This is a genomic window from Serratia sp. TSA_130.1, from assembly GCF_052691795.1.
Genome location: NZ_JBQZFS010000002.1, coordinates 228,815 through 252,329, shown reverse-complemented (window position 1 = coordinate 252,329; position 23,515 = coordinate 228,815). Strand labels below are relative to the sequence as shown.

23 protein-coding genes are annotated in these 23,515 nt (G+C 60.4%); 9 read left to right on the top strand and 14 right to left on the bottom strand.

The window, feature by feature from the left end:
• Positions 1-72 precede the first annotated feature (72 nt).
• Entirely contained in the window at positions 73-1,386 is a 1,314-nt protein-coding gene (locus tag ACUTQY_RS07960) for an MFS transporter (protein ID WP_046686798.1), read from the bottom strand.
• Between the two features lie 384 nt (positions 1,387-1,770).
• Between ACUTQY_RS07960 and ACUTQY_RS07955 the strand changes: the two genes are divergently transcribed.
• Entirely contained in the window at positions 1,771-2,073 is a 303-nt protein-coding gene (locus ACUTQY_RS07955; RefSeq protein WP_033633403.1) for a putative quinol monooxygenase, read from the top strand.
• A gap of 111 nt (positions 2,074-2,184) precedes the next feature.
• Here ACUTQY_RS07955 and ACUTQY_RS07950 read toward each other — a convergent pair whose 3' ends face one another.
• From ACUTQY_RS07950 to ACUTQY_RS07920, 7 genes are all read right to left on the bottom strand, one after another.
• Positions 2,185-2,754, bottom strand: a complete 570-nt coding sequence (locus ACUTQY_RS07950; protein ID WP_232094501.1) for a hypothetical protein — start codon at positions 2,752-2,754, stop codon at positions 2,185-2,187.
• Positions 2,729-3,295 carry a GNAT family N-acetyltransferase gene (locus ACUTQY_RS07945; RefSeq protein ID WP_046686799.1) on the bottom strand — a complete coding sequence of 189 codons (567 nt, stop codon included), beginning with the start codon at positions 3,293-3,295 and terminating at the stop codon, positions 2,729-2,731. The genes ACUTQY_RS07950 and ACUTQY_RS07945 overlap by 26 nt, the downstream gene beginning before the upstream one ends.
• A 135-nt stretch (positions 3,296-3,430) precedes the next feature.
• Positions 3,431-4,150: an enoyl-CoA hydratase-related protein gene (locus tag ACUTQY_RS07940; RefSeq protein WP_046686800.1), complete on the bottom strand. Its 720-nt coding sequence runs from the start codon at positions 4,148-4,150 to the stop codon at positions 3,431-3,433.
• Positions 4,143-5,315, bottom strand: a complete 1,173-nt coding sequence (locus ACUTQY_RS07935; RefSeq protein ID WP_046686801.1) for an MFS transporter — start codon at positions 5,313-5,315, stop codon at positions 4,143-4,145. The genes ACUTQY_RS07940 and ACUTQY_RS07935 overlap by 8 nt, the downstream gene beginning before the upstream one ends.
• A complete protein-coding gene (gene hemA, locus ACUTQY_RS07930) occupies positions 5,312-6,523 on the bottom strand; it encodes a 5-aminolevulinate synthase (RefSeq protein WP_089196867.1) in 1,212 nt (403 codons plus the stop codon). Before hemA ends, ACUTQY_RS07935 begins: the two co-directional genes overlap by 4 nt.
• 15 nt (positions 6,524-6,538) lie before the next feature.
• Positions 6,539-7,750 (bottom strand): acetyl-CoA C-acyltransferase, encoded by a 1,212-nt coding sequence (locus ACUTQY_RS07925; RefSeq protein ID WP_342188322.1) that lies wholly within the window; start codon positions 7,748-7,750, stop codon positions 6,539-6,541.
• 9 nt (positions 7,751-7,759) lie between these two features.
• A complete protein-coding gene (locus ACUTQY_RS07920) occupies positions 7,760-9,289 on the bottom strand; it encodes a 3-hydroxyacyl-CoA dehydrogenase NAD-binding domain-containing protein (RefSeq protein ID WP_046686803.1) in 1,530 nt (509 codons plus the stop codon).
• Positions 9,290-9,636: 347 nt separating this feature from the next.
• On the opposite strand from ACUTQY_RS07920, the gene ACUTQY_RS07915 reads away from it, so the two are divergent.
• The 3 genes from ACUTQY_RS07915 to ACUTQY_RS07905 all read left to right on the top strand — a co-directional run bounded on the left by ACUTQY_RS07915 (position 9,637) and on the right by ACUTQY_RS07905 (position 11,819).
• Positions 9,637-10,353 (top strand): autoinducer binding domain-containing protein, encoded by a 717-nt coding sequence (locus ACUTQY_RS07915; protein WP_033642622.1) that lies wholly within the window; start codon positions 9,637-9,639, stop codon positions 10,351-10,353.
• A 179-nt stretch (positions 10,354-10,532) separates the two neighbouring features.
• Positions 10,533-10,961 carry a universal stress protein gene (locus tag ACUTQY_RS07910; RefSeq protein WP_033642623.1) on the top strand — a complete coding sequence of 143 codons (429 nt, stop codon included), beginning with the start codon at positions 10,533-10,535 and terminating at the stop codon, positions 10,959-10,961.
• 177 nt (positions 10,962-11,138) lie between these two features.
• Complete coding sequence (locus ACUTQY_RS07905) at positions 11,139-11,819, top strand: hypothetical protein (protein WP_046686805.1); 681 nt, start codon at positions 11,139-11,141, stop codon at positions 11,817-11,819.
• 46 nt (positions 11,820-11,865) lie between these two features.
• Here the strand turns inward: ACUTQY_RS07905 and ACUTQY_RS07900 are convergent, their stop codons facing one another.
• The 5 genes from ACUTQY_RS07900 to ACUTQY_RS07880 form a co-directional block, all read right to left on the bottom strand.
• A complete protein-coding gene (locus tag ACUTQY_RS07900) occupies positions 11,866-12,879 on the bottom strand; it encodes an Ldh family oxidoreductase (RefSeq protein WP_128868879.1) in 1,014 nt (337 codons plus the stop codon).
• Positions 12,880-12,897: 18 nt separating this feature from the next.
• Complete coding sequence (locus ACUTQY_RS07895; RefSeq protein ID WP_033642626.1) at positions 12,898-14,463, bottom strand: APC family permease; 1,566 nt, start codon at positions 14,461-14,463, stop codon at positions 12,898-12,900.
• 44 nt (positions 14,464-14,507) lie between these two features.
• Entirely contained in the window at positions 14,508-16,124 is a 1,617-nt protein-coding gene (locus ACUTQY_RS07890; RefSeq protein WP_046686806.1) for an aldehyde dehydrogenase (NADP(+)), read from the bottom strand.
• Between the two features lie 54 nt (positions 16,125-16,178).
• Positions 16,179-17,099: a dihydrodipicolinate synthase family protein gene (locus ACUTQY_RS07885; RefSeq protein WP_046686807.1), complete on the bottom strand. Its 921-nt coding sequence runs from the start codon at positions 17,097-17,099 to the stop codon at positions 16,179-16,181.
• Positions 17,100-17,306: 207 nt separating this feature from the next.
• Positions 17,307-18,161 (bottom strand): AraC family transcriptional regulator, encoded by an 855-nt coding sequence (locus tag ACUTQY_RS07880; RefSeq protein WP_033642629.1) that lies wholly within the window; start codon positions 18,159-18,161, stop codon positions 17,307-17,309.
• Between the two features lie 387 nt (positions 18,162-18,548).
• On the opposite strand from ACUTQY_RS07880, the gene ACUTQY_RS07875 reads away from it, so the two are divergent.
• The 4 genes from ACUTQY_RS07875 to ACUTQY_RS07860 are packed head-to-tail and all read left to right on the top strand — an operon-like array spanning position 18,549 to position 22,138.
• Positions 18,549-19,496, top strand: coding sequence for a 4-hydroxyproline epimerase (locus ACUTQY_RS07875; RefSeq protein ID WP_033642630.1), 948 nt, complete (start codon positions 18,549-18,551; stop codon positions 19,494-19,496).
• Positions 19,496-20,620, top strand: a complete 1,125-nt coding sequence (locus tag ACUTQY_RS07870; protein ID WP_033642631.1) for an NAD(P)/FAD-dependent oxidoreductase — start codon at positions 19,496-19,498, stop codon at positions 20,618-20,620. Before ACUTQY_RS07875 ends, ACUTQY_RS07870 begins: the two co-directional genes overlap by 1 nt.
• Positions 20,617-20,877: a (2Fe-2S)-binding protein gene (locus ACUTQY_RS07865; protein ID WP_046686808.1), complete on the top strand. Its 261-nt coding sequence runs from the start codon at positions 20,617-20,619 to the stop codon at positions 20,875-20,877. Before ACUTQY_RS07870 ends, ACUTQY_RS07865 begins: the two co-directional genes overlap by 4 nt.
• Complete coding sequence (locus tag ACUTQY_RS07860; RefSeq protein WP_046686809.1) at positions 20,870-22,138, top strand: NAD(P)/FAD-dependent oxidoreductase; 1,269 nt, start codon at positions 20,870-20,872, stop codon at positions 22,136-22,138. Before ACUTQY_RS07865 ends, ACUTQY_RS07860 begins: the two co-directional genes overlap by 8 nt.
• A 47-nt stretch (positions 22,139-22,185) precedes the next feature.
• Here ACUTQY_RS07860 and ACUTQY_RS07855 read toward each other — a convergent pair whose 3' ends face one another.
• Positions 22,186-22,545 carry a hypothetical protein gene (locus ACUTQY_RS07855; RefSeq protein ID WP_033642634.1) on the bottom strand — a complete coding sequence of 120 codons (360 nt, stop codon included), beginning with the start codon at positions 22,543-22,545 and terminating at the stop codon, positions 22,186-22,188.
• Between the two features lie 542 nt (positions 22,546-23,087).
• Between ACUTQY_RS07855 and ACUTQY_RS07850 the strand changes: the two genes are divergently transcribed.
• Positions 23,088-23,402 (top strand): hypothetical protein, encoded by a 315-nt coding sequence (locus ACUTQY_RS07850; protein ID WP_033642635.1) that lies wholly within the window; start codon positions 23,088-23,090, stop codon positions 23,400-23,402.
• The last annotated feature ends 113 nt before the right edge of the window (positions 23,403-23,515 follow it).

Here is a 23,515-nt window from a genome sequence, read left to right as displayed (position 1 = left end):
AACACCTGTGGGCGAGAGGGCTGACTGTCAGTGTCCCATCCGCAGGTTCAATAATGGCTAAATAACGCGTCGCTATCCGGTTATCTCTGCGTCTTGCTTGCGTGCCTCAGCATGCCGATGTCTGAGCGCCCCTAACAGCACGGCGCACAGCAGCGAAAAGGCGGCCAGCACCAGCGGCCCGGCATGCGGGCTGTGAAAACGCTGTTCCGCCTCAGTGCGGATCAGCGGGGCTAAAAAGCTGAATGCGGCGCCGAGCGTGGTGCAAAAACCGATGCCGGCCGCCAGCGCCGGACCGGTGAGCAGCTGAGCGGGAAACGTCCAGAAAATGGGTTGTACCGCCAGAAAACTGACTGCGCAACAGCTCAGGGCGACGATAGCGAGCAACGGGCCGGCATAGGAAGAGACGACCAACCCCAGCGCTGCCGCGACCATGCAGCCAACGGCGATCGGCAATCTTCTGGCGGTTTTTCTGTCGGCATAGCGCGGCAGGAAATAGACGCCAAGCGCGGAGCATGCCCAGGGAATGGCGGCCACCAACGAGGCCTTGAAGCCGAGATGGGTGCCCATCAGCGAGGCGATCTGCGACGGCAGAAAAAACATCAGGCCGTATACGCCGATTTGCAGGGTGCCGTAGATCAACGCCAGATGCCAAACTTTGCCGCTTCTCATCGCCGCTTTAACGCTGCTGGTTTCGGTGCGCTGCTGTTCAGCGGCCAGCTGTGTGACCAGCGCATTGCGTTCTTCCTCGGTCAGAAAGCGGGCCTGCCCTGGGCTATCGTCGAGATAGAAAAAGGCGAAGACGCCGAGGACGACGGCCGGCAACCCTTCCAGCACGAACATCCAGAACCAGCCGGGCTTGCCCAACACGCCGTGCATCTCCAGCAATGCCCCCGACAGCGGTGAGCCGAGCGTCAGGGCCGCCGGTACGCCAAGCACGAAAATGCCAATGACCGAGGCGCGCACCTTATTGGGAAAATAGATCGACGCCAGCAGCAGGATGCCGGGGTAAAAGCCGGCTTCGGCGATCCCCAGCAGAAAGCGCAGGACAATAAATTGCTGCTCGTTGGCCACCAGCCCGGTACAGGCCGACAATGCCCCCCACAGCGCGGTGGTGGCGCTGAGCCAGCGTTTGGCGCCCCAGCGATTCATCAACAGGTTGGCCGGAATGCCGAACAGCGCATAGGCGGCAAAGAATATCCCCGCGCCCAGCGCAAAGGCGGATTGCGACAGCGCGATATCGATGGCCATCGCGTCTTTGGCAAAGCCGACGTTGACCCTGTCGATAAACGCAATGAAGTACATGGCGAACATCAATGGCACCAGTCTGCGCCAGGTTTTGCGGATGGCGGCGTTGAGCGCTGGAGCGGCATAGGTGGCGTGATTCACTGGCGGTAACCTCTCTTCTGAGAATGATAAACGTCGGTCATAAGGACCGTCCTGGCGCCGTGGCCCATCATGCGGCGATGACATGGCTTTTCTGCGTGAGCCTTAAAGGTCTAAAGGACTAATGGTCAGGCCTTTAGGGGCGAAAAAAACGCCGCGTATTGCGTCGGCATATCGGTACAGATATCACCATGGTGAATGGTGTGTTGCCTTTTTGTTAATTGAAAGTTCACACAGGGCCAGGAGGCGTTCAAGCGCTTTGATCGAGATCTGTGTGCGCTATCACCGAATTGGGAACCCGAGGACCGACACTGGAGAGTGGCGCTTTCATCTCGCGAGGGAGGGCGATAAGGTGAAGCACGGCACAACAGAACGCAGGAGCGCAACATGCTGAAGGTCATTGCTGAAGATTTCATTCACCCGGAACACATTGACACCGTTATGCCGTGGTATCGCGAGCTGGTGGAGAAAACCCGGCAGGAGCCGCTGTGCATCAGTTATGAACTGTGCATCGACCAGCAGGATCCCGGGCACTTTATTTTTATCGAAAGCTGGCCGGATCGCGCGGCTCTCGAAGTGCATTGCCAGACCGAGCATTTCACCCGGCTGGTGCCGCAGATCAATCAGTATCAGCGCAAGCCTTGCACCTTCCTGTTTATGCAGGCGTTCCCTGAAACAGGCGATAAATAGGCGAAAAAATCCCCGCAGGGGGCGGGGTCAATGGCTTCTCAACACTATCTTGTTGTGATTAAAAAATAGGCTGATAATGATTTTCATTCTCTAGGAATGCTCTTAAATTAATCAATCTGGTGAATGATTCGCCGTCTGCTTTTCGCTGGCGGTTTTAATGGCACGCAGCATGCGGCGTCTTATCAACCCACTCACCAGGCGAATCGCATACCAGTAGGGGGTAAACCGCCGCCGGCTGGCACTGTCGGGGCAGAAGATGCGCGTTTCCGTTACCAGACGGCAGCGCCCGTCCTCCAGGGGGCTCGCGGCATACCCCAGCGCCAGTTTGGCGACGCCGGGCTGAGCGAAGGCCTGAAAGTCCGCCCCGTCAGCGACCTTCACCAAACCGTATTCAGCCTGCCAAAACCGGCCGATCAGGCCATAGACCAACGCGGTTTCATCCTGCTCAAGCAGGCAAAAGTTATGCAGGCCAAACGGCGGAGGACGGGGCTTATCGCGTGGCATCAGCCGCGCGGGCAATTCGCGCAGCGCTATCATGCTGCGGAAAAAACGATCGCGCTTGGGATCGTAAGCGGCCACGGCGTCCAACACCCGCGATTGCGGCGCGGTGATGACGATCGTATGCCGCTCAGAGAACTGGTATTGCCCAAGGTATTTATTCAACAGCGTCATGTCGTTCATGCTCCCGCCATTCGCTATGCAGCAGGGCGAAACCGAATTCATCACCCCATGCGCCTTTGAAAAACACGTTTTGCCGCCAACAGGCCTCACGGCGAAAGCCCAGCTTACTGAACAACGCGGCGGCGCGAAGATTACGCGCGTCCACCACGGCGGTAATGCGGTGTTTCGCCAGCGGCCCGAACAGCAGGGCGATGACGGCGCTTAGCGCCTCGCGCGCCTGTCCTTGCCGCTGATGAACCGGATCGAAGGTCACGCCCAGTTCAGCCTGACGCCCTTCATCGAAAAAATGCACCGCGACATCGCCCAGCAACGCGCCGTCCTCGCGGCGCTCGACCGCCAGTTGAAACCAGGTGTCATCACGGTTGAACGCGAGCCGCTGTTGCTGTGCGAAAAAGGCCTGCGCCTGCGCGGCGCTGTAGTCGCTCCAGCTCTGGTAGCGCGCCACGTCAGGATGGTTGCGGTAGGCGGTAAAGTGGGGCAGATCGTCGGCGGTGAACGGACGCAAGATCAGTCTGGGGGTCAGCAGAGGCAAGTGGCGCATTATTTTTCCTTATCAGCGCATGAGGGCTACCGGCAGTGTAGCCCAGCGCCGAGAGGCGGGCTGCGTAAAATGAGCTGTGGCGGGGAGGCGCAGCGGGAAATGCCGGCTCAGGCAAGCCGGCAAGCAATAAGGGGATTAACGACGAGCGGCCGCCTGACGCAGGCGTTCGACCGGCGCCTGCTGAAAATCGAACGATGGCGCCTCGCGCTGCGTCAGCCCCTGGCGCACGATGGCCTTCACGGCCAGGCTGGCGGCGAGATCCTTCCCGGCGATCTGCTCGGCGATGCGCAGCGCTTCTTCCCGAGCCGAGCCCTCGCTGATGCGGGAAATGGCGCCGTGTGACAGGGCCTCCCGCGCACCGACGGTTCTGCCGGTCAGCAGCCAGTCGAGGGCGACATAGGGAGAAACTCGCGCCGGCAAGCGCGCGCATCCGCCTTGCGCGGCGACCAAGCCGAGCCCGGTTTCGGGGAAGCTGAAGCGCGCGTTCTGGCCGGCGACGATCAGATCACAAGCCAGGGCGAGCTCAAAGCCGCCCCCGTAAGCGATGCCGTCAACGGCGGCGATGATCACCTTGGCGATCTGCGCATGGATCAGTCCCCCGAATCCCTCCGGCGTGACGATGGGCAGTTCGCCCTGTCGGAACGCGGTGACATCCATGCCGGCGGAAAATACCGCCGGCTGACCGGCCAGGACGATCGCGCGTATCGTATCGTCATTATCCGCCTGCCGCAGGTAACTGCGGATCAACTTGGCCATCTGCAGGTTGATGGCGTTCTTTTTCTCCGGCCGATTGAGGGTGATGACCGCAACCTGCGCGCCATAACGTTCGTAAAGCACCGGCGGTGATTCACTCATCGCTGGCCTCCCCGCGGAAAAAGATCAGCGTCAACAGCAGGGCGATGGCGCCGAGCGGTAGCGAGAACAGCGGCAAATAGTGGGCCGGCAACGCGTAGAGCGTCAGGCCGCCCAGCATGCCGCCCGCCGCGATGCCGGCGTACAGCACCGAGCTGTTGAGCGACACGGTCAGCGCCCCAAAACGCTTCGACAGCGACAACAGGTGATGTTGGATTGGCACCAGATACATCCAGCCGGTAATGCCCCAGATAAGAAAGATGGCCAATACCCACCACGGCGAGGTGACGTAAAAGGCCAGCAGGAACAGGGACAGCGTCTGGATCGCCACCGAAAACAGCAGCACGAATTTGCTGCCTAGGGCGTCGGTCAGCGCGCCGGAGGCAAAATTGCCGATCACCGCGCCAATGCCGAACACCAGCAGCGCCAAAGGCAGAATGGCTTCCGGGCCGAACTGGGTGTCTTTCAACAGCACGCTGACGTAGCTGTAAACAATGTGCTCCGAGCACACGGCGAAAAAGGTGATCAGCAGCGTGGTCAGCACCGCCTTTTGCCGCAGCGGGGCGAGCCGTTCTTTCAACGAATGTTTGCCCGGCGCCGCAATGGCGCGCAGCGCCAGCGACAGGCCGAGCAGCGCCACCGCCCCCAGCAGGGCGATGAACAGAAAGATGTCGCGCCAGCCGATCAGTTTGGCCAGAAAGGTGCCGAACGGAATGCCGAGCGCGATGGCCAGCGTCATGCCGCCATAGACGATGGAAATAGCCAGGCCGCGGCGTTTTTCCGCCACCAGCCCCACCGCGGCGGCGGCGGCCTGCGGGGTGTAACAGGCCGCGCCCAATGCCGCCAACACTCGGCCGAACGATATCTGCAGGTAGCTGGTGGCCCAGGCGCAGGCCAGGTTGCCGGCGATGAACAGCACCAGCGCCAACTGCAGGATGTGCTTGCGGTTGACGTTGCCCAGCAGCCAGGCGGTCAGAGGCGCAAACAGCATGTAGGCCAGCGCGAATACCGATATCAACTGCCCCGCTTGCGCGGGGCTGACGGCAAAGGTCTCGGAAATGTCGCTGAGCACGCCGGCGACGATAAAGGCGTCGGTGCCGATGGCGAAGGTCCCGGTCGCCATCAGACACAGCGTGACCAGATGGCCGTTATAATCCGCTAACTTCATCCCGCCCTCCGCAGATCGTTTACCGCCCAGACCCGGCTCAACGCCGCCAGGAAGGTCTCCACGTCGGCATGGGAATGCGCCGAGGTCGGCGTTACCCGCAGCCGTTCGCTGCCCGCAGGCACCGTCGGGGCATTGACCGGTTGCACGTAAATGTCGTGCTCATCGAGCAGCACTTTGCTGATGTGTTTGTTGCGATGGGGATCGCCGATCAGCAGCGGCAGGATATGGCTGTCTGCCGACACCAGCGGGATGCCGGCGGCGCGCAGACCGGTCTTCAGGTGATCGACGATCGCCAGCAGGTGCTTGCGTTGGGTGTCGTGCTCGAGGTTGTATTTAAAGCTGGCCAACGCGGCGGCCACCACCGGCGCCGGCGACGAGGTGCTGAAGACGAATGCCGGCGCCCAGCTGCGCACGGCTTCCACCACCGAACGGGGCGCGGCGATATAGCCGCCCGCCGCACCGTAAGACTTGCCGAACCCGCCCTGGATAATGGTGATTTTATCCAACAGGCCCAGCTGTTCGGCATAGCCCAGCCCCCGTTCGCCATACACGCCGGCCGAATGAATTTCGTCGAGATAGGTCAGCGCCTGATACTGTTCCGCCAGCGCCACAATCTGCGCCAGAGGAGCAAAGTCACCGTCCATGGAATACAGCGACTCAAAGGCGATCAGCTTTGGCCGCGCCGGATCGGCGGCCTGCAGCAGCTCGGCGAGGTGCGCCACGTCGTTATGGCGGAAGATTTTTTTCTCCGCCTTGCTGTAGCGAATCCCGTAAATCATCGAGGCGTGATTCAGTTCGTCAGAGAACACGATCAGATCGGGGATGGCGTCGCACAGGGTGGACAAGGTGGCGTCGTTGGCGCCGAAGCCGGTGGTGAACAGCAGCGCCGACTCTTTGCCGTAGGCGCTGGCCAGCAGCGTTTCCAGTTCAGTGTGATAGACCGAGGTGCCGGAAATGCTGCGGGCGCCGCAGGTGCCTAACCCGACTCGGTTAACCGCGTCGGTGGTGGCCAGCAGCACTTTGGGGTGGTGGCTCATGGCCAGATAGTCGTTTGAGCACCAGACGTTGAGACGGCGCTCGCCTTGCTGCCCGTGGCTGGTGGCCCAGGGTTTGTCCTGCACGCCGCGTTCAAGGTTGAGGAACTCGCGAAAACGCCCCTGCTTTTTGGTTTCCGCCAACTTTTCTTCAAGAATGTTCAGTACGCTCATAGCATGTTCCTTGTGTTAAACGGCTTTAAGGTTTAATGACAGCCCCTGACCGACGCCGACGCACATTGTGACCAATGCGTTGCCGGCCTGCCGATCGCGTAATTCCAGCGCCGCCGACAGCACCAGGCGCGCGCCGGACATTCCCAGCGGATGGCCGAGCGCGATGGCGCCGCCGTTTGGGTTGACGCGCGCGTCGCCGGCGTCGATGCGCCAGTGTTTCAGCGCCGCCAGAACCTGCGCGGCGAAGGCTTCGTTAATCTCGATGATGTCGAAGTCGTTCAAGGTGAACCCGCCGCGCTGCAGTAAGCGCTCGGTGGAAGCGATCGGCCCCAGCCCCATCAGCGCCGGCGCGACGCCGGCGGCCGCGCTGTCGCCGATCTCCGCCAGCGGTTGCCAGCCCTGGCGTTTCACGTAGCGTCCGGAGGCCAGCAGCAGCGCGGCGGCGCCGTCATTGATGCCGGAAGCGTTGCCGGCGGTGACCGAACCACCGGCGGCGAAGGCCGGTTTCAGCGCCTGCAACTGCTGCAACGTGCTGAGCCGGGGGAATTCGTCCTGTGCGAATATGCGGGTGGTTTTACGATCCGCCGGCACATCCACGGGCGTGATTTCCCGCGCCAATCGACCGCTGTCGATCGCCCGGCGGGCTTTTTGCTGCGAGCCCAACGCGAACATATCCTGTTCCTCTCGCGAGATACTCTGCTGTTGGGCCACGTTTTCCGCCGTGATGCCCAGCGGATCGCTGCCGTAGCGTTCCGCCAGGCGCGGGTTGACAAAGCGCCATCCCAGCGTGGTGTCGTACAGCTTTACCCCCTTGTCGAACGGCGTTTCGCCCTTGCTCAGCACATAGGGCGCGCGGCTCATGCTTTCCACGCCGCCGGCCAGAATCAGTTCGCTGAGGCCGCTGCGGATTTTCGCCGCGGCGTAGATCACCGCATCCAACCCGGAGGCGCAAAGGCGGTTGAGGGTGATGGCCGGCACCGACTGATCCAACCCGGAAAGCAGCGTCGCCATGCGGGCGACGTTGCGGTTGTCTTCGCCGGACTGGTTGGCGCAGCCCAGCACCACTTCATCCAGAGCCTGCTGCGCCGCCGGATGGCGCTGAAGCAGGCTGCGAATAATCGTCGCCGCCATATCATCGGGGCGGGTATGCGCCAGGCTGCCGCCATAGGCGCCGATCGCCGTGCGCGTGCCGTCGATCAGATAAACACCGTCATCTTTAATGCTCATCATGGATCCTTAAGGCGTGGTGGTCAGCGCCGGTTGGGCGGCGTGCAGAAGGGTGTAATGCGGCGCATAGCGCGCCGCGTGCAGCAATTGCGCCAGGTTGCTCAGCGTCGTCCTGACATTTTCCTCCCCGAGGCGAGTGAGCCAGCCGAAAATACCGTCGGCGTAGTTCACGCCGGCGACGGCGGCGACATCAATGTCTTCCCGGCTGCAGACGCCGCTTTCCACCATGATCACCGACTCGTTGATCAGGCTGCTGAGCACGCGGGCGACGATCAAGGCCGGGGAATCCTTGATAAATTCCACCTGCGGGATCGCGGTGTGCAGCAGGCGTAAAAACAGCGCCTTATTGGCTGCAGAGGCGTGGCGGCTATGCGCCGCCACCAGGTACGCCGTATCGCCGTAGTTCAGGGCGACATCGACGACAAAGGCGTCCGCCGCGGTCTGTTCGGCAAGCTGGTTTGCCGTGCGGCCATCGGTAACGCTGACGGTGAAAGCGTCATTAACCTGAATGGCGGCGCCCAGGCCCGGTAATGTCGGCCGTTGTTCCACGCGCAGCCGCGGCCATTGCAGGGTGGCCCGCTGCTGTAGCAGAGTAAAGAGAGGATGTTCACCGTAAATGCGTAGCGTCTCGACCTCCGCATCGACGGCGGCCGCAAGCGGCGGAGGAGATTCTTCGGCGGAAAAATAGGAGCGGCCGTTCTTTTTGCCCAACAGACCGGCATCGACCAGCGAGCGCTGCAGATGGCCCGGGGTATAGCGCGGATCGTACTGCATGTCCTGCCAAATTTGCCGGCTGACCTGATAGTTGATGTCCTGACCGATAAAATCGGTCAGTTCGAGCGGCCCCATGCGAAAGTGTCCGCCGGCTTTGAGGGCGCGGTCGATCTGCGGCGCACGCGCCACGTGTTCTTCCAACAGGCGGAACCCTTCCAGATAGTAGGGGCGGGCCATACGGTTGACGATAAATCCCGGCGTGGCCTGACAGACGACATCGCGTTTCCCCAACGCCGCCACCAGTTGACGGCAACGTTCGGTGGTGACCTGTGCGGTAAAATAGGCCGGAATGATTTCAATCAGCTTCATCAGCGGCGCGGGGTTGAAAAAGTGCAAACCGATAAAGCGTTCGCTGTGCGTCACCGCCGTCGCCAGCTTATTAAGCGACAGTGAGGAGGTATTGGTGGCGATCAGCGTGTCGGGCTTGACCGTCGCGGCGATGGCCGCCAGCACCTCGAGTTTGGCTTGCTCATGCTCTGCGATGGTTTCGATCACCAGATCGCTGTCGGCGATGGCCCCAAATTCCGCGGAGAACGTCAGATTAGCCAGCACCGCGTCTTTGTCCTGCAGCGCGAGCTTGCCCTGTTCCACCTTTTTGTTCAGGTCTTGCACGATAGCGTCGCGAGCTTGATTGAGGGTATTGCCGTTGCGATTATAAAGCACCGTACGAATGCTTTTTTGCGCCAAAAGATAAGCGATGCCTCTGCCCATCGTTCCCGCGCCGATAATCGCAGCCGATTGAATTGCCGCATTACTTTCTGCCATAGAAAATCCCCGTCACTGTATGCCATGCGAAATTCGCAAATGCTTATTATCTCTTTGGATTTACGGCGGCACCGGGTGCCTGTGAGGAAAGTAATTGGCGGTGTCTTGGCTGTCTAACGGTAGAAATGACAGGTTTACCTGCAGACGGGGTTATGCTATTCGCGTAGTTTTTAGGCTCAGCCCAATAAAAAGGCTTATTCTGAGGGAAATAAACCGGGGAATAGCTTTTTTCGTTATAGCGTTCGTATTTTTTATTATATGAAACGGCTATTGGCGCCGGGCGGCGATATCCTATAGTGAGTCTGACCTATCGATAAATCGACATCGCTATTTGGAGAACCTGCGTTATGGATACCCGCACTCAACGGCTCATGGCGGAGGTGATTGGCAGTTTGACCGATCGCGAACGTTTTCTGACCCAACTGGGGCGCTGCGTCGAGGCGCTGGGTTTTGATTATTTCTCCTACATCGTTTTTTCCTGTTATCCGGCGAGCCGGCCAAAAATGCGGGTTGAAGGAACGTTTCCGGCGCGCTATCTCGAGGATTATCGGCGGCAGCGGGCGTATTTGCAGGATCCTGTCATCGAGCGAGCCCACCATTCCACGCTGCAATTCCAGTGGGACGAAAGTTTTTATCACGAGCGGCCGGCGCTTTGGCAGCGCATGTCGCAGTTTGGTCTGCACACCGGGTGGTCGCAATCGGTCAAGGATTGCTATGGTCGCCTGGGGATCCTGACTTTTGCCGGCAAGACGCTGCCGCAGCAAACGCCGCAGGCCGGCGCGGTGAATGAACTCTTTTTCCTTTGGCTGGCGCAAACCGCCCACAAAACGCTGCGTGAAGCGTTGATATCGGTGAACGACGAAGCGATAAAAGATGTGCTGACGCTGCGCGAGAAAGATATCTTGCGCTGGTGCAGCGAAGGCAAAACGGCGGAAGAGATCGCGCTGCTGATGGGGGTGAGTGAACGTACGATCAATTTCCATATCGGTAACTCGATTAAAAAACTTTCGGTCGCCAATAAGACCGCAGCCACCGCCAAAGCGGTTTATTTACAGCTGATTTAATTGCGAGAAATAAATAATTAATCGCCTATCAGTTAGCGGCGCGATGTTTATATTTTGTTAAATTAAGCATTGTCCTTATCAGTATTTACCTCCGATCACAAAAGCGTGATAAAGCGGTTCACCGCGCCCGTGCGCGGCAGTACTCTGTAGGCACCCGGTTTACATAGAAAGGATGTGATATGTACAAGACTATTTTAGTGCCGATAGATATTGAAGAGGATCTGTTGACCGAGCATGCGCTGAAGCATGTGGAATATTTGGCGAAGATGTCCGGCGCTAAAGTGCATTTTTTCCATGCGCTGCCGGATGCCTCGGCTTTTGTTACTGCCTATTCGTTCGGTCTCAAGGAGTTTGAGAATCAGGCGGAAGTGAAGGCGGTGGAGAAGCTGAAGAAAATCATGTCGGAAATCGATCTGCCGTTAGATCGCCTCAATTACACCGTCAGCTTTGGCTCTGCGCGCGATCAGGCGCTGGAACTGGCGGAAGAGATCGACGCCGATCTGATCATCATCGGTTCACGTCGCCCGAGCGTGAAAACTTATCTGTTGGGCTCCAACGCCGCCGCCATCGTTCGCCATGCCAATATATCGGTGATGGTGGTTCGATAATCCTCCTTTAAGCCCGCCGTTTTCATGCGCGTTCTGCGGTCGCCGGTCGGCCGCAGAACGCAGGCTGCTTTATTGCCATCTCAGCCTGAGCTGCTACGATTTTAGCTGACGTTTTTTATGCCGACCGGGCCAGCGGCCTTGCGCATATTCTTTATTTCAGCCAGAAGAGGGGCAGCCATGCCATTAGAAGTCGATGGGATCATCAGAGGCGATCGAGGCAGTGAACCGAGCCATTGGCAACATACGCCAACCAAACCGCTTGTCACGCTGACCTGGCATCACACCATCCCCTGGAACTGTTTACGTAATGTCTGGAATGGTCTGGTGGCTGGCGAGCACTGGAACGCGCTCGACGAGTTTATGAATCTGATCGGTGTGCCTAACCGCGCCGAGGTGCTCAAACAGATCAAGAATGAAAATCTGCAGGATCGCGATGGGTTACATACCCTGGTGACCTGGCAAGGCTGGAATATCGTCGAGGGGCCGGGTAACGAATATCGCGCGCAGGGTGACGATCCCGGTGAAAATTTCGACGACTGGTCCGGCAAAGGCATGAGCACGAATCAGCAAGCGACGCTGCAGCAGGTCAAAGTGTTGTATCAGGTGATGGCGCCGCTGGGAAGCCGCGCGCTGGACGCCGCCAGACAGGCGCCGAACATTACTACGGAAGAAGCGAGCGTCTTGCAACGAACGATTAAACAGACCCGCCCAACGTTGCGCGGAAAGGAACCGATCCGGTGGCAAGAGGGCATGTGGCACAAAGTGCAACCTGGTAAAGAGGCGAAACATTTCGCCCAATGGGACAGCAAACCCGTGTGGCGCAAGCGCCTGCACAGCGACTTGGCTCAGGCAGGCTAAACTTCGCCCCGCGCCGGATTGGCGGCGCGGGGGCATCAATTCGGCGCTAATCGCACAGCGCCGCTATCTCGTCGTACAGCGTCCTGGGGATTTCCACGCCGTATTGTTCGCTGTGGCGTCGTTGCCGATAGCGCCGCTCGCCGGGAATGCGTGCGCCTTGCGCTTGCATGTCGGCAAACATCGCCTCCGCGCTGGCGAAATACCGCTCCTTATCCGCGCCGAGAAAACGCTCGGGATCGAACGCGATGATCAGTTCACCGCCGTAGGGCGATGAACCCGTGCCGTCGTCATAGGCCAGCGATTCTTTGCTGGTCATGTCGCCGATCAGCGGCCCAGCCAACAATTCAACCATGGCCGCCAGCGCCGAGCCTTTATGGCCGCCGAAAGTCAGCATCGCGCCCTCCAACACGCTGGCGGCGTCGGTGGAGGGGTTGCCTGCCTTATCAATGCCCCAGCCTTCCGGCAGCGGGGTGCCGGCGCGGCGATGCAATTCGATTTCGCCGCGCGCCGCCGCGCTGGTGGCCATGTCGAACAAAAACGGCGGCCGAGCCGGGCGCGGCCAGCCGAAGGCGATGGGGTTGGTGCCGAATAGCGGGCGTGAGCCGCCGGCCGGCGTCACCCAGGCGTGGCTGGGCGTGCAGGCTAAGGCCACTAAACCCTGTTCGGTCAGCGGTTCGATGTCGGCCCACAGCGCGGAGAAATGCACGCAGCGGTTGATCGCCAGGGCGGCGATGCCGTTGGCGCGCACCTTATCGATAAAGGCCGGCAGAGCGGTGCGGTAGGCGAGCAGGGAAAAGGCGCCGCCGGCATCGGCGCGCAAGATGGCCGGCGCCTGGTCGAAGAGCCTGGGTTTCGCATCGGCAGAGACTTTGCCCGCCCGTAATGAGCGGACGCAGCCCAACAGCCGGTACAACCCGTGCGAAGCACAGCCGTCGCGCTCGCCCTGAATGACATTTTGCGCCACTGTCTCAGCATGCGCCTGATTGAAGCCGTTGCAGCGCAGTGCGCGTAGCGCCAGTTGATAAGCGTGTTCCAGCGACAAAACGTGCATGGTTGTCATTTCGATGTCCTCCCTGGGTCATTCTTCTTCATCGCCGATAAAATTGGCCTGGGGTAAACAGGTATAGGCGCCCCAGTAGTAAATCGCCAGCGCAATCACCGCCATGGTGAGGGTGTCCCACGGATGAGCAATAGCGCCGATGCCGCCGAAACTGCTGAGGTAGGAAAGCGCGATCGTCAGCGCATAGAAGACGATTAGCCACAGCGAGGACCAAATTTGCTGCCTGAGGCTAACGGCGTGGGTCGGCACCTGATTCTTGAACAGGATGTAGATGAAGAACATCAGTATCTGCAAGCCGAGCAGCCAGGAGACGGTGTCCCAGCCGGACCAGAAGACGATCAGCGCCGAAATGATAAATGACAGCGGGCCGAGCACGCAGAAACCGCGCACCCGGAACGGACGCGGCATATCGGGCGCATTGCGCCGCAGCCCGGCGGCGGTGACCGGGGCGATGGCGTAACTCAGCACCAGCGCGGCGGACACCACGCCGATCAGCTTTTCCCACGATGGGAACGGCAGCGTCCAGAAGACCGAGAGGGCGAAGGTCAGCCACAACGCCGGGCGCGGGATACCGGATTCACCATCCACCCGGGTGAACAGTTTGAAGAAGGTGCCGGCGCGCGCCCACCCGTAGATCACGCGAGGCGTGGCGTTCATGTAGATGTTGCCGGTGCCGCTGGGCGAAACGATCGCGTCGCTGACCACCAGAAACGCCAGCCATCCCATGCCGAGCGTGATGGCGATATCGCGGAAAGGCAGGGAAAACTGTTGGCTGATGCCGGCCCAGCCGCCGCTCAGCATCTCGCTGGGGATACTGCCGAGAAACGCTATCTGCAGCAGCACATAGATGATGGTGGACAGCACTACCGACAGGATCAGCGCGATGGGAATGGTGCGCTGCGGTTTTTGCACCTCGCTGGCGACCGAAATGATCGGCGTCAGGCCGAGGTAGGCGAAGATGATGCCGCCGGCGGAAATGGCGGCTTCAACCCCGGCGGAGCCGAAGGGGGCAAAGCCCTGACTGTGCAGGTTTTCCGGTTTGAAAAAGCTGAACAGCACCACGATCACCAACAGCGGCACCAGAAACTTCAGCACGCTGATGAGATTATTGGATTTGGCGAAGGTTTTGACGCTGTAGTAGTTGAGCGCGAAGAAAAAGCACAGCAGCGCCAACTGCACCAGCCAGCCGAGCGCTGTCGGATCGCCGGAACCCGGCTGGCTGAGGAGCGGGAACCAGGCGGCGGCGTACTGACGGGCGGCGACGACCTCGATAGCGATCAGACTGGAGAAGGCGATCAGCGTGATAAACCCCAGCAGATAGCCCATCAATTCGCCGTGCGAGAACACCGGATAGCGAATGATGCCGCCGGCGCGCGGCAGGGCGGCGCCCAGCTCGCAGTAGACGATGCCCAGCAGCAGCACCGCCAGGCCGCCGATCAGCCAGGAATAGATGCCGGCGGGGCCGGCGATGGAGGAGACATGGCTGGCGGCGAACAGCCAGCCTGAGCCGAATATGGCGCCCAGACCGATGAACGTCAGATCGGTGAGCGTAAGCTGCTTCTTGAATTTGCCTTGGGTTGTCATGGTATTACCCTTTTGTTATTGAGTGGCAGGCAGATGCGGCCGGGCTAATGTTGGGCAGGTGAAACTATGGGATCTCGGGTGTAAACGCCGTTCACCAGCCGCAGCAGGTTGAGCGGGTTGGCGTCCTGCAGCGGCGGCGGCAGCAGCGCCGCTGGGGTGTTTTGCAGGCAGACCGGCCGCAGGAAACGCTCGATGGCCAGCGTGCCTACCGAGGTGCCGCGTGCGTCGCTGGTCGCCGGATAAGGGCCCCCGTGCACCATGGCGTCGCACACCTCTACCCCGGTTGGATACCCGTTGAACAGCACCCGGCCGGCTTTGCGCGTCAGCAATGCCGTCAGCCCGGCGGCCATATCGAGATCGCCGTCTTCCGCCAGCAGCGTGACGGTCAGCTGGCCTTGCAACGCCGCCAGCGCCGCATGCAGCTGCGCTTCGTTATCTACCGCCACCAGCACGCTGGCCGGGCCGAAGACCTCTGTTTGCAGCAGCGGATCGGCCTGCAGCAGCAATGTTTCCTCCGCCTGATAAAGCTGCGCCGCTGCCCGGTGAGGCAGAATCTCGCGCTCCCCCGCCAGATGCCGTATGTGCGGATGGGCATCGAGCGCGGCCAGCCCGCGCCGGTAGTGTTCGAGCGTGCCGGCATTCAGCATCGGCTGTGGGGGGGCGGCGTCGACCAATGCGCTCATCGTCGCGGCCAACCGTTCGAAGGCGACGCCGCGCAGCGCGACGATCACGCCGGGCTTGGTGCAAAACTGGCCACAGCCGAGCGTGAAGGAGGAGACCAGTTCCTGCGCGATGTGCTGCCCGCGCCGAGCCAACGCCTGCGGCAGGATCACGACCGGGTTAATGCTCGACATCTCGGCGAAGACCGGGATCGGCTGGGGACGCTGCGCGGCCAGATCGAACAGCGCCCGGCCGCCTTGCAGTGAGCCGGTAAACCCCACGGCCTGAATCGCCGGATGCTGCACCAGCTCGGCTCCCACACGGTTGCCGAAGATCATGTTGAAGACGCCGGCGGGCATGCCCATACGTTCCCTTGCGCGCTCGATCGCCTGAGCGGTCAGCTCGGCGGTGATCATATGGCCGCTGTGTGCCTTGAACACGACCGGGCAGCCGGCGGCGAGCGCGGCGGCGGTATCACCGCCCGCGGTGGAAAACGCCAGCGGAAAGTTGCTGGCGCCGAACACCGCCACCGGACCGAGCGCCGTGCGATATTGACGCAGATCGGGACGCGGCAGAGGAGAACGCAGCGGCAACGCGCAGTCGATGCGCACGCCCTCGACGTCGCCGCGTCGCAGCAGCGTGGCGAACAGCCGCATCTGGCCGCTGGTTCTGGCGCGTTCGCCGCTTAACCGCGCCGGCGGCAGAGCGGTTTCCTGCATGGCGAAGGCGAAGAAGGTCTCATCCAACGCGTCCAGCTCCTCGGCGATGGCGTCGAGAAAACTCGCGCGTTGTTCGGCGCTGCATTGCGAATAGGGATCAAAGGCCGCCGCGGCGGCTTCGGCGGCGGCGGCGGTTTCTGCCGCCGTAGCCTGGTGGAAGCGGTAGCCGGTCGGCTGACCGTCGTCGGCGCGCAGGCTGAGCAGCGCCGCTTCTCCCGTAGCACGGCGCTGGCCGCCGATAAATTGTTGGCCGCTGATGGCGGCATCGCGAGCGTTGGGCATGGGTCCCCCCGGTAGAGAAAGTGCGACGCCCGGCGTGGCCGGGCGGTGAAGGCGTTACAGGCCGACGTTCGGCAGCGCGGGACGAGTGGCCAGCGCTTTATCGATCACGGCGTTGATTTCGGAGAGCGTTTCACCCTGCAGCGCCAGACGCGGCGGGCGAGTGATGGCGCTGCCGCGGCCGACCCGCTGTTCGCACAGCTTGATGCATTGCACCAGATCGGGGCGGGCATCGAGATGCAGCAGCGGCATGAACCAGCTGTACAGCGCCAGCGCTTCCTCATAGCGTTTTTCCTTCGCCAGACGGAACAGGGTTTCCCCTTCGCGCGGGAAAGCGTTGGACATGCCGGAGATCCAGCCTTGCGCGCCGACGGCGATGCTCTCCAGCACCACATCATCCAACCCGGCGAACAGTACGAAGCGATCGCCGACTTCGTTGCGCAGATCGATAAAGCGGCGGGTGTCGCCCGACGAGTCTTTGAAACACACGATGTTCTCGCAGTCGACCAGTGAGGTCAGGATGTCGGGCGTGACGTCATTTTTGTAAATGGGAGGGTTGTTGTAGACCATGATCGGCAGATCGGTAGCGCCGGCGACGCTGCGAAAGTGCGCGGCGGTTTCGTGCGGCTTGGCGGAGTAGACCAGCGCCGGCATCACCATAATGCCGTCGACGCCGGCCTTTTGCGCTTCACGCGCCATGTTTTGCGCGAAGGCGGTGGTGAATTCGGCGATGCCGGCGATCACCGGCACTTGGCCGTCGGCGGCGTCCCTAGCCACTTCGATCACCGCCAGCTTTTCCTGTACCGTCATCGAGGTGTTTTCACCGACGGTGCCGCAGACGACCAGGCCGGAGACGCCGTCACGCACCAGGTTTTTGATCACCGTATGCGTGGCGTCGAGGTCCAGAGAAAAATCGTTGCGGAACTGGGTCGTCACCGCCGGGAATACGCCGCTCCAGCTTAGGGTTTTATGGCTCATCGTGTTTGTCCTGTCATCCGAAAGTGTTAATAAAAAGTGAATCTTTGGTGAGGCTCACCGACAGATTGACCGGTATTGCACAGGGAGGCTTGACGCTTTTCGCCGATTGCTGCGACGAAATTGGCACAATGGCGCCGGAAAGCGGGCATGCAGAAATCGGGCGCCGGTGCGCCATAAAGAATGATTTTTATGCGGTAAATCAGAGAATTAAGCGGAAAGCGTCAGGCGGAAATCGCGCGGCGTGGAACCAGTCATCGCTTTGAACTGACGGCTGAAGGCGCTGTGATCGGTATAGCCGCACTGCAGCGCGATGTCGGTGATCGGCAGCTCGCCCGCCAGCAGTTCCGTGGCCTTTTCCAGCCGCACTTTGTGGATCATCTGGCGCGGAGTGAGGTGGAAGATACGTTTGCAGTAGCGTTCTATCTGCGCCACCGATAACCCGGTCAACGCCGTCAGCTCCTCGAGCGCGATCGGCCGGGCGTAGTGGCGGCGGATGTATACGTCGATCGCGGCCAGCCGTTGGTAAGCCGGATGATTGGCTTTGGCCTCTTGCAGATCGTGTGAAATGCCCGCCATTCCGATGATTTTTCCCTGCGCGTCGTACAGCGCCAGCTTTTGCGTCAGGCACCAGCCGGTTTCACGGCCGTTGTACAGGTGCATTTCCAGCTGATCCTGGATCAGCACGCCGTGGCGCAATACCCGCAGATCTTGCTCGGTGTAGCCGGATCCGAGCTGCGCGGGGAAAACGTCGGCGGACGTCTTGCCCAGCAGCGGCGCGACGGTCTTGAAGCCGCAGCGCCTGGCCAGCGTCAGGTTGGCCAACAGGTAGCGCGCCTGGGCGTCTTTGATAAAGAACACCACATTGGGAATCGCGTTCAGCAACGGCGCGATCAGCGCCAGCGTATTGAGCAGATCGCGCAGGTTGTTCGGACGCTGCTGCGCCAGCCCGTCGCACAGGCGCGACAAATGTTCGACGGCGAAAACGTCCTCCTGATCCGGCAGCTCCACCAGGGCAGGCGGTGAGGGAGAAATCTGATGTTGATGGTCTGAAATGGATCGCATAGCAGTCCCTTTTCGGTCGTTAGCCGGAAAAACAGGCGGCCAGGTTGGCGCTTTCGCATCAATATTAACTTTTTTGTAACGAATCAAGCGCTATTTCCGGCTGGCTACCAAATATGCGGATCGCCGCATACTTTTGCCGGACGGCGCGCGCCGGTTGCTTGAAAACTGCGGTATTTCTCGCTACGCGGTGGTTTAGCATGAAAGTAACGTCATGATAAATAAATTATTGTTATGGTTGCGTTAAACGTATGCCCGTGATGGGCCAGGCTAGCCTGTCCTCATTGTGCTGATTTCTTCATTCGCCACGCCGAAACGCATCAAGCCGTCATGCGCGCATTCGTTCAGGCTAACGCCATTGGTAACATCTCATTAACCCTGGAGACGCCGATGGCACTTTCTGCGCATATCACCGCTTTGCGGGCGATCGATTCTCATACCGGCGGGGAGCCGACCCGGCTGATCGTCGAAGGCTTCCCCGACCTTGGCGAAGGCAGCATGGCGGAACGGCGGGCGCATTTCGCGCAACATTATGACGATTGGCGCTGCGCGGTGATGCTCGAACCCCGCGGCAATGACGTGTTGGTGGGGGCGTTGCTGTGTCGGCCTTGTTCGCCGCAGGCTACCGCCGGGGTGATCTTTTTCAACAACACCGGCTATCTGGGCATGTGCGGCCACGGCACTATCGGGCTGATTGCTTCGTTGGCGCATCTCGGGCGCATCCGCGCCGGGCGTCATCTGATCGAGACCCCGGTCGGCCCGGTGAACGCCACGCTGCATGATGACGGCAGCGTTACCGTAGAGAACGTGGCGGCTTATCGTTATCGCCACCAGGTGCGAGTTGAGGTGGCCGGTTACGGCCCGGTGACGGGGGACATTGCCTGGGGGGGAAACTGGTTTTTTCTCATCGGCGAGTCGCCGTTGACCATCGATAAACACAATCTGGAGGCGCTGACCGCGTTCACCTGGGCGGTCCGGCAGGCGCTTGAACAGGCGGGCATTCGTGGCGAAGACGGCGGGGCGATCGACCATATCGAGCTGTTCGGTGACGATCCGCAGGCCGACAGCCGCAGCTTCGTGCTGTGCCCCGGCAAAGCCTACGATCGATCGCCGTGCGGCACCGGCACCAGCGCCAAGCTGGCGTGTCTGGCGGCGGACGGCAAACTGGCGCCCGATATGCACTGGCGCCAGGCCAGCGTCATCGGCAGCGAATTCCAGGCTTATTACCGCTGGAACGGCGAGCGCATCACCCCCTTTATTCGTGGGCAGGCTTATGTATGCGCCGATAGCCAACTGCTGCTCGACGAACGCGATCCTTTTGTCTGGGGCATACGCTGATGGGCGGCGGACGGGGAGTTGATGCCATCGTGGTGGGTGCCGGCATCATCGGCGCCGCCTGCGCCTGGCGGTTGGCGAGGGAGGGGTACCGCGTCTCGGTGGTGGACGACTGTCGCGCTGGCGCCACCGCCGCCGGCATGGGGCACTTGGTATGCATGGACGACAACCCGGCCGAGCTGGCGTTGAGCGCTTATTCGCTGCGGTTATGGCGTGAAGTGACGGGCCGGATGCCGCAAGCCTGCGCCTGGCGCGGCTGCGGAACGCTGTGGTTAGCGGAGCAAGCGAATGAAATGGCCATCGCCGAACAAAAGCGGGCGCGGCTGGCGGAGCAGGGCGTGGCGGCGGAACTGCTGACGGCGGAGCAGGTTGCCGCCATGGAGCCGATGCTGCGGCAGGGGCTCGCTGGTGGGCTGCGGGTGCCGGGCGACGGCATTTTGTATGCGCCGCAGGCGGCGCGTTGGCTGTTGGCCGACGCTGGCGTGGCGATCGATGTGGTGCAGGGTGAAGCGATCGCGCTGGACGAGGCGGCTGTGCGGTTGGCGGACGGCAGAGAGCTGGCGGCGCCGGTGGTCGTCTTGGCCTGCGGCCTGCGGGCCAATGATTTGTTATCGCAGCCGTTGCTGCGTGCCAAGAAGGGCCACCTGGCGATCACCGATCGTTATCCGCCGCGGGTGCGGCATCAGTTGGTGGAGCTGGGGTATGGCGCCAGCGCGCATGCCAGCGACGGCGCTTCCGTGGCGTTCAATGTGCAGGCGCGGCCCACCGGGCAATGGCTGATCGGTTCTTCCCGCCAGTTCGATTCCGTCGATTCGTCATTGGATATGCCGCTGCTGGCGGCGATGCTCATGCGCGCGCAGCATTTCTTGCCCACACTGGCGCAGCTGAACATCATTCGCTGTTGGACCGGGCTGCGCGCCGCCTCTGCCGATGGATTGCCGCTGTTGGGCGCACATCCGCGGCATACCTGGTTGTGGTTGGCGTTGGGGCACGAGGGGCTGGGCGTCACGACCGCCCTCGGCAGCGCCGCGCTGCTTGCTGCGCAGATCGGCCGGCAGGCGCCGGAGATTGATGATTCCCCGTATTTGGCGGCGCGGGCGTTTGCCGCCGAGGAGTTGTCCGTATGAAAGAGAGGCAAAACACGCTCGCGTTGAGCATCGATGGCAAACCCTACCGGGTGCCGGTTGGCATCAGCGTTGCCGCGGCGCTCAGTTTGTGCGGCGGGGATCATTGCCGGTTGTCGATTTCACGCCAGCCGCGCGCACCATTTTGCGGCATGGGCGTTTGTCAGGAGTGCCGGGTAACCATTAACGGTCTGCGCTGCCTGGCGTGCCAGACGTTGTGCCAATCCGGCATGCGGATTGAGAGGAGCGATGATGAGTGACTTCGATTGCGAGGTGCTGATCGTCGGCGCCGGGCCGGCCGGCATGGCGGCAGCGCTGGCGGCGGCGGAAAACGAGGGGCAGATACGGGTGATCGATGATAATCCGCACCCCGGTGGGCAAATCTGGCGTGATGGGCCGCAGGTGGCTTTGCCTGAAGCGGCGAGACGATATCGGCAGGCGATGGCGGCGCGGGAAAATATTGTGCTGCACTCCGGCTGCAAGCTGGTGGCGCAGTGTGGCGCTAACCGATTGGCGTATGAAGACGCCGAAGGCTGCGGCGTGATTCGCTATCAAAAGCTGATTCTATGCAATGGCGCCCGTGAGCTGCTGCTGCCGTTTCCTGGCTGGACGTTGCCGGGAGTGAGCGGCGCCGGTGGTCTACAGGCGCAAATCAAGCAGGGGCTGGCGATCCGCGGTGAGCGGGTGGTGATAGCCGGCAGCGGTCCGTTGCTGTTGGCGGTGGCGAAAAGTGTGAAACAGGCCGGTGGCGAGGTCGTGCTGGTCGCGGAACAGGCGGCGCTGCGGCGATTGGCGGCATTCGCCGGCGGCCTGTGGCGTTGGCCGCCCAAGCTGCGTCAGTCGTTTTCTCTGATTCAGCCTCATTACCGTGCCGATAGCCGAGTATTGGCGGCATTGGGGCAAGAGCGCTTGACGTCAGTGCGCGTCGGCAACGGCGGGCGGGAAAGTACGGTGGCCTGCGACAGGCTGGCCTGCGGCTTCGGTTTGGTGGCGAATATTGAACTGGCGATGCTGCTGGGATGCCGGATCGCACACGACGCCGTCGCGGTGGATTATTGGCAGCAAACCAGCCAGGCGCAAATTTATGCCGCCGGGGAGTGTACCGGTATCGGCGGCAGTGAACTGGCGCTCACCACCGGCGCCATCGCCGGTTATGCCGCCACCGGGCAAAAGGCAAAAGCCGAATCCCTGACGGCGCAGCGGCGGCGATGGCGGCGTTTCGCCACGTCGACAGCGGCCGCTTTTGCGCTTGATGAACGCATGAGTTATCTGGCCAAACCGCAGACGCTGCTGTGCCGCTGCGAAGACGTCACGCTGGAACAGGTATGCCATCAACCTGACTGGAACACGGCCAAGCTGAGCAGCCGCTGTGGTATGGGAGCCTGTCAGGGCAAGGTTTGCGCGACGGCGGCGCGGCACCTGTTGGGGTGGCCTTTGCCGCCGCCACGCGTCCCTTTAACGCCGGTGCGGACGGAAACGCTGGTTGCTCTGGGAAGGCATTGCAGCGACGACGATAATTGATGGGGCATCGCGGCAGTGGCGTTTCAGTCCAAATCGATTTCGCTGCATCACCACTGCGGCCAATAGTAGGTTTTCTCTCGCCAGCCCTTGCCGTACATACAAGCCTCGATGGTGGCGTTTCGGGCTGACTGATTGCGATCGGTCTGTACCGTTTTGATCGACGGCTCTTTGTCATAGCGATATCCCGATGGACAATCTTTCTTATTCTTCTCGCAAGGGATGTATTTGTTTTCGTAGCTGAACTCTACGTCCCGCACGACGTCTGGCGGGAAGCGATCGTAGCCACGACTGCGGCATTCGGCATATTCGGCATTTCGGGTGCTCTCAACTGCGCCGGGTCTTTCCCATTGGGTACAAGCAGTCATCATCAATAACGGCAAAACAATCAAACAACGGTAATTCTTCATGGTGTCCCTAACTCTTCCTCTATCCTGGTGATCACTGACTAGGAATCTTCCCAACCAGCGATGCGAAAAAGTGTAATCAACTGACGACACAATTGGAAATGATAATGGTTATTGTTTAGGTGTGATTGAGGCAACGGCACCCTGAAATGCGCCGTCGGCGATAGGGGAGAGGCTTACAAGGGGCAGATCTGACGATGAGAGTGTGTGGGCAGAGCGATTTTATATCTTTTCTCTTTTTGCTGCATGGCTTGGTCATTATCTCAGCGTTATGAGAGGGAAGAACAGTATGCAAGCTAAGTATTTTCTTATCCTGTTTAAATGGAATTTTGAATTAAGATATTTACCCATGGCCAAGTTTTAATGCACGGTATTAATGCTCTATTTTTTTATTTCTGTTTTTTTATTGTGCCTTTATTTTCGGAATTCTTCCATTAAATACTTTTTAGTTACAGGGAATTCATTTGCATTTTAAATTTGGATTTTTTAAATTCAGCTCAGATGAGGGATAACCGTTAGCGACAGGTTCAAAAAAGGAGTTTATTTTGTCTGGGATAAAGAAAACGCCTGAAAGCCATGGCGGTTTGCCTTCACCATCAGGGGATTATGATAATTTTAAGCACCTTTCCGATGTTGGCACCGTGTTGGGATATGGGCGAACTCGCTTTTATCAGTGGTGCCGCGGACGCGGATTTCTAACGCCGATGAATGTTCCTTCGCATGAAATGCTCAGTCTGGGATATATGGTGGCAGTGCTGTCAGAGACCGGTCATACCCGGGTTTACGTCACGCCGGATGGCTTCAGCTACGTCAGTGACGCGTTTGCGGCAGATATCCAACGCGGCATGGTAAAGTTTTAAATTTGTAAAAATCGCCTTTATTTCAAGGTCTTTAATACAGAATCTTCTTATCCGGAAAGACGCGCAGGGCGATAAGTGGGAAGTTATCCGATTTTTTCGTCTTTGCGACATGA

Coding starts and splice junctions, on each gene's coding strand:
- ACUTQY_RS07955 (WP_033633403.1), top strand. CDS start 1,771: ATGCTGAAGGTCATTGCTGAAGATTTCATTCACCCGGAACACATTGAC.
- ACUTQY_RS07950 (WP_232094501.1), bottom strand. CDS start 2,754: ATGAACGACATGACGCTGTTGAATAAATACCTTGGGCAATACCAGTTC.
- ACUTQY_RS07945 (WP_046686799.1), bottom strand. CDS start 3,295: ATGCGCCACTTGCCTCTGCTGACCCCCAGACTGATCTTGCGTCCGTTC.
- ACUTQY_RS07940 (WP_046686800.1), bottom strand. CDS start 4,150: ATGAGTGAATCACCGCCGGTGCTTTACGAACGTTATGGCGCGCAGGTT.
- ACUTQY_RS07935 (WP_046686801.1), bottom strand. CDS start 5,315: ATGAAGTTAGCGGATTATAACGGCCATCTGGTCACGCTGTGTCTGATG.
- hemA (WP_089196867.1), bottom strand. CDS start 6,523: ATGAGCGTACTGAACATTCTTGAAGAAAAGTTGGCGGAAACCAAAAAG.
- ACUTQY_RS07925 (WP_342188322.1), bottom strand. CDS start 7,750: ATGAGCATTAAAGATGACGGTGTTTATCTGATCGACGGCACGCGCACG.
- ACUTQY_RS07920 (WP_046686803.1), bottom strand. CDS start 9,289: ATGGCAGAAAGTAATGCGGCAATTCAATCGGCTGCGATTATCGGCGCG.
- ACUTQY_RS07915 (WP_033642622.1), top strand. CDS start 9,637: ATGGATACCCGCACTCAACGGCTCATGGCGGAGGTGATTGGCAGTTTG.
- ACUTQY_RS07910 (WP_033642623.1), top strand. CDS start 10,533: ATGTACAAGACTATTTTAGTGCCGATAGATATTGAAGAGGATCTGTTG.
- ACUTQY_RS07905 (WP_046686805.1), top strand. CDS start 11,139: ATGCCATTAGAAGTCGATGGGATCATCAGAGGCGATCGAGGCAGTGAA.
- ACUTQY_RS07900 (WP_128868879.1), bottom strand. CDS start 12,879: ATGACAACCATGCACGTTTTGTCGCTGGAACACGCTTATCAACTGGCG.
- ACUTQY_RS07895 (WP_033642626.1), bottom strand. CDS start 14,463: ATGACAACCCAAGGCAAATTCAAGAAGCAGCTTACGCTCACCGATCTG.
- ACUTQY_RS07890 (WP_046686806.1), bottom strand. CDS start 16,124: ATGCCCAACGCTCGCGATGCCGCCATCAGCGGCCAACAATTTATCGGC.
- ACUTQY_RS07885 (WP_046686807.1), bottom strand. CDS start 17,099: ATGAGCCATAAAACCCTAAGCTGGAGCGGCGTATTCCCGGCGGTGACG.
- ACUTQY_RS07880 (WP_033642629.1), bottom strand. CDS start 18,161: ATGCGATCCATTTCAGACCATCAACATCAGATTTCTCCCTCACCGCCT.
- ACUTQY_RS07875 (WP_033642630.1), top strand. CDS start 18,549: ATGGCACTTTCTGCGCATATCACCGCTTTGCGGGCGATCGATTCTCAT.
- ACUTQY_RS07870 (WP_033642631.1), top strand. CDS start 19,496: ATGGGCGGCGGACGGGGAGTTGATGCCATCGTGGTGGGTGCCGGCATC.
- ACUTQY_RS07865 (WP_046686808.1), top strand. CDS start 20,617: ATGAAAGAGAGGCAAAACACGCTCGCGTTGAGCATCGATGGCAAACCC.
- ACUTQY_RS07860 (WP_046686809.1), top strand. CDS start 20,870: ATGAGTGACTTCGATTGCGAGGTGCTGATCGTCGGCGCCGGGCCGGCC.
- ACUTQY_RS07855 (WP_033642634.1), bottom strand. CDS start 22,545: ATGAAGAATTACCGTTGTTTGATTGTTTTGCCGTTATTGATGATGACT.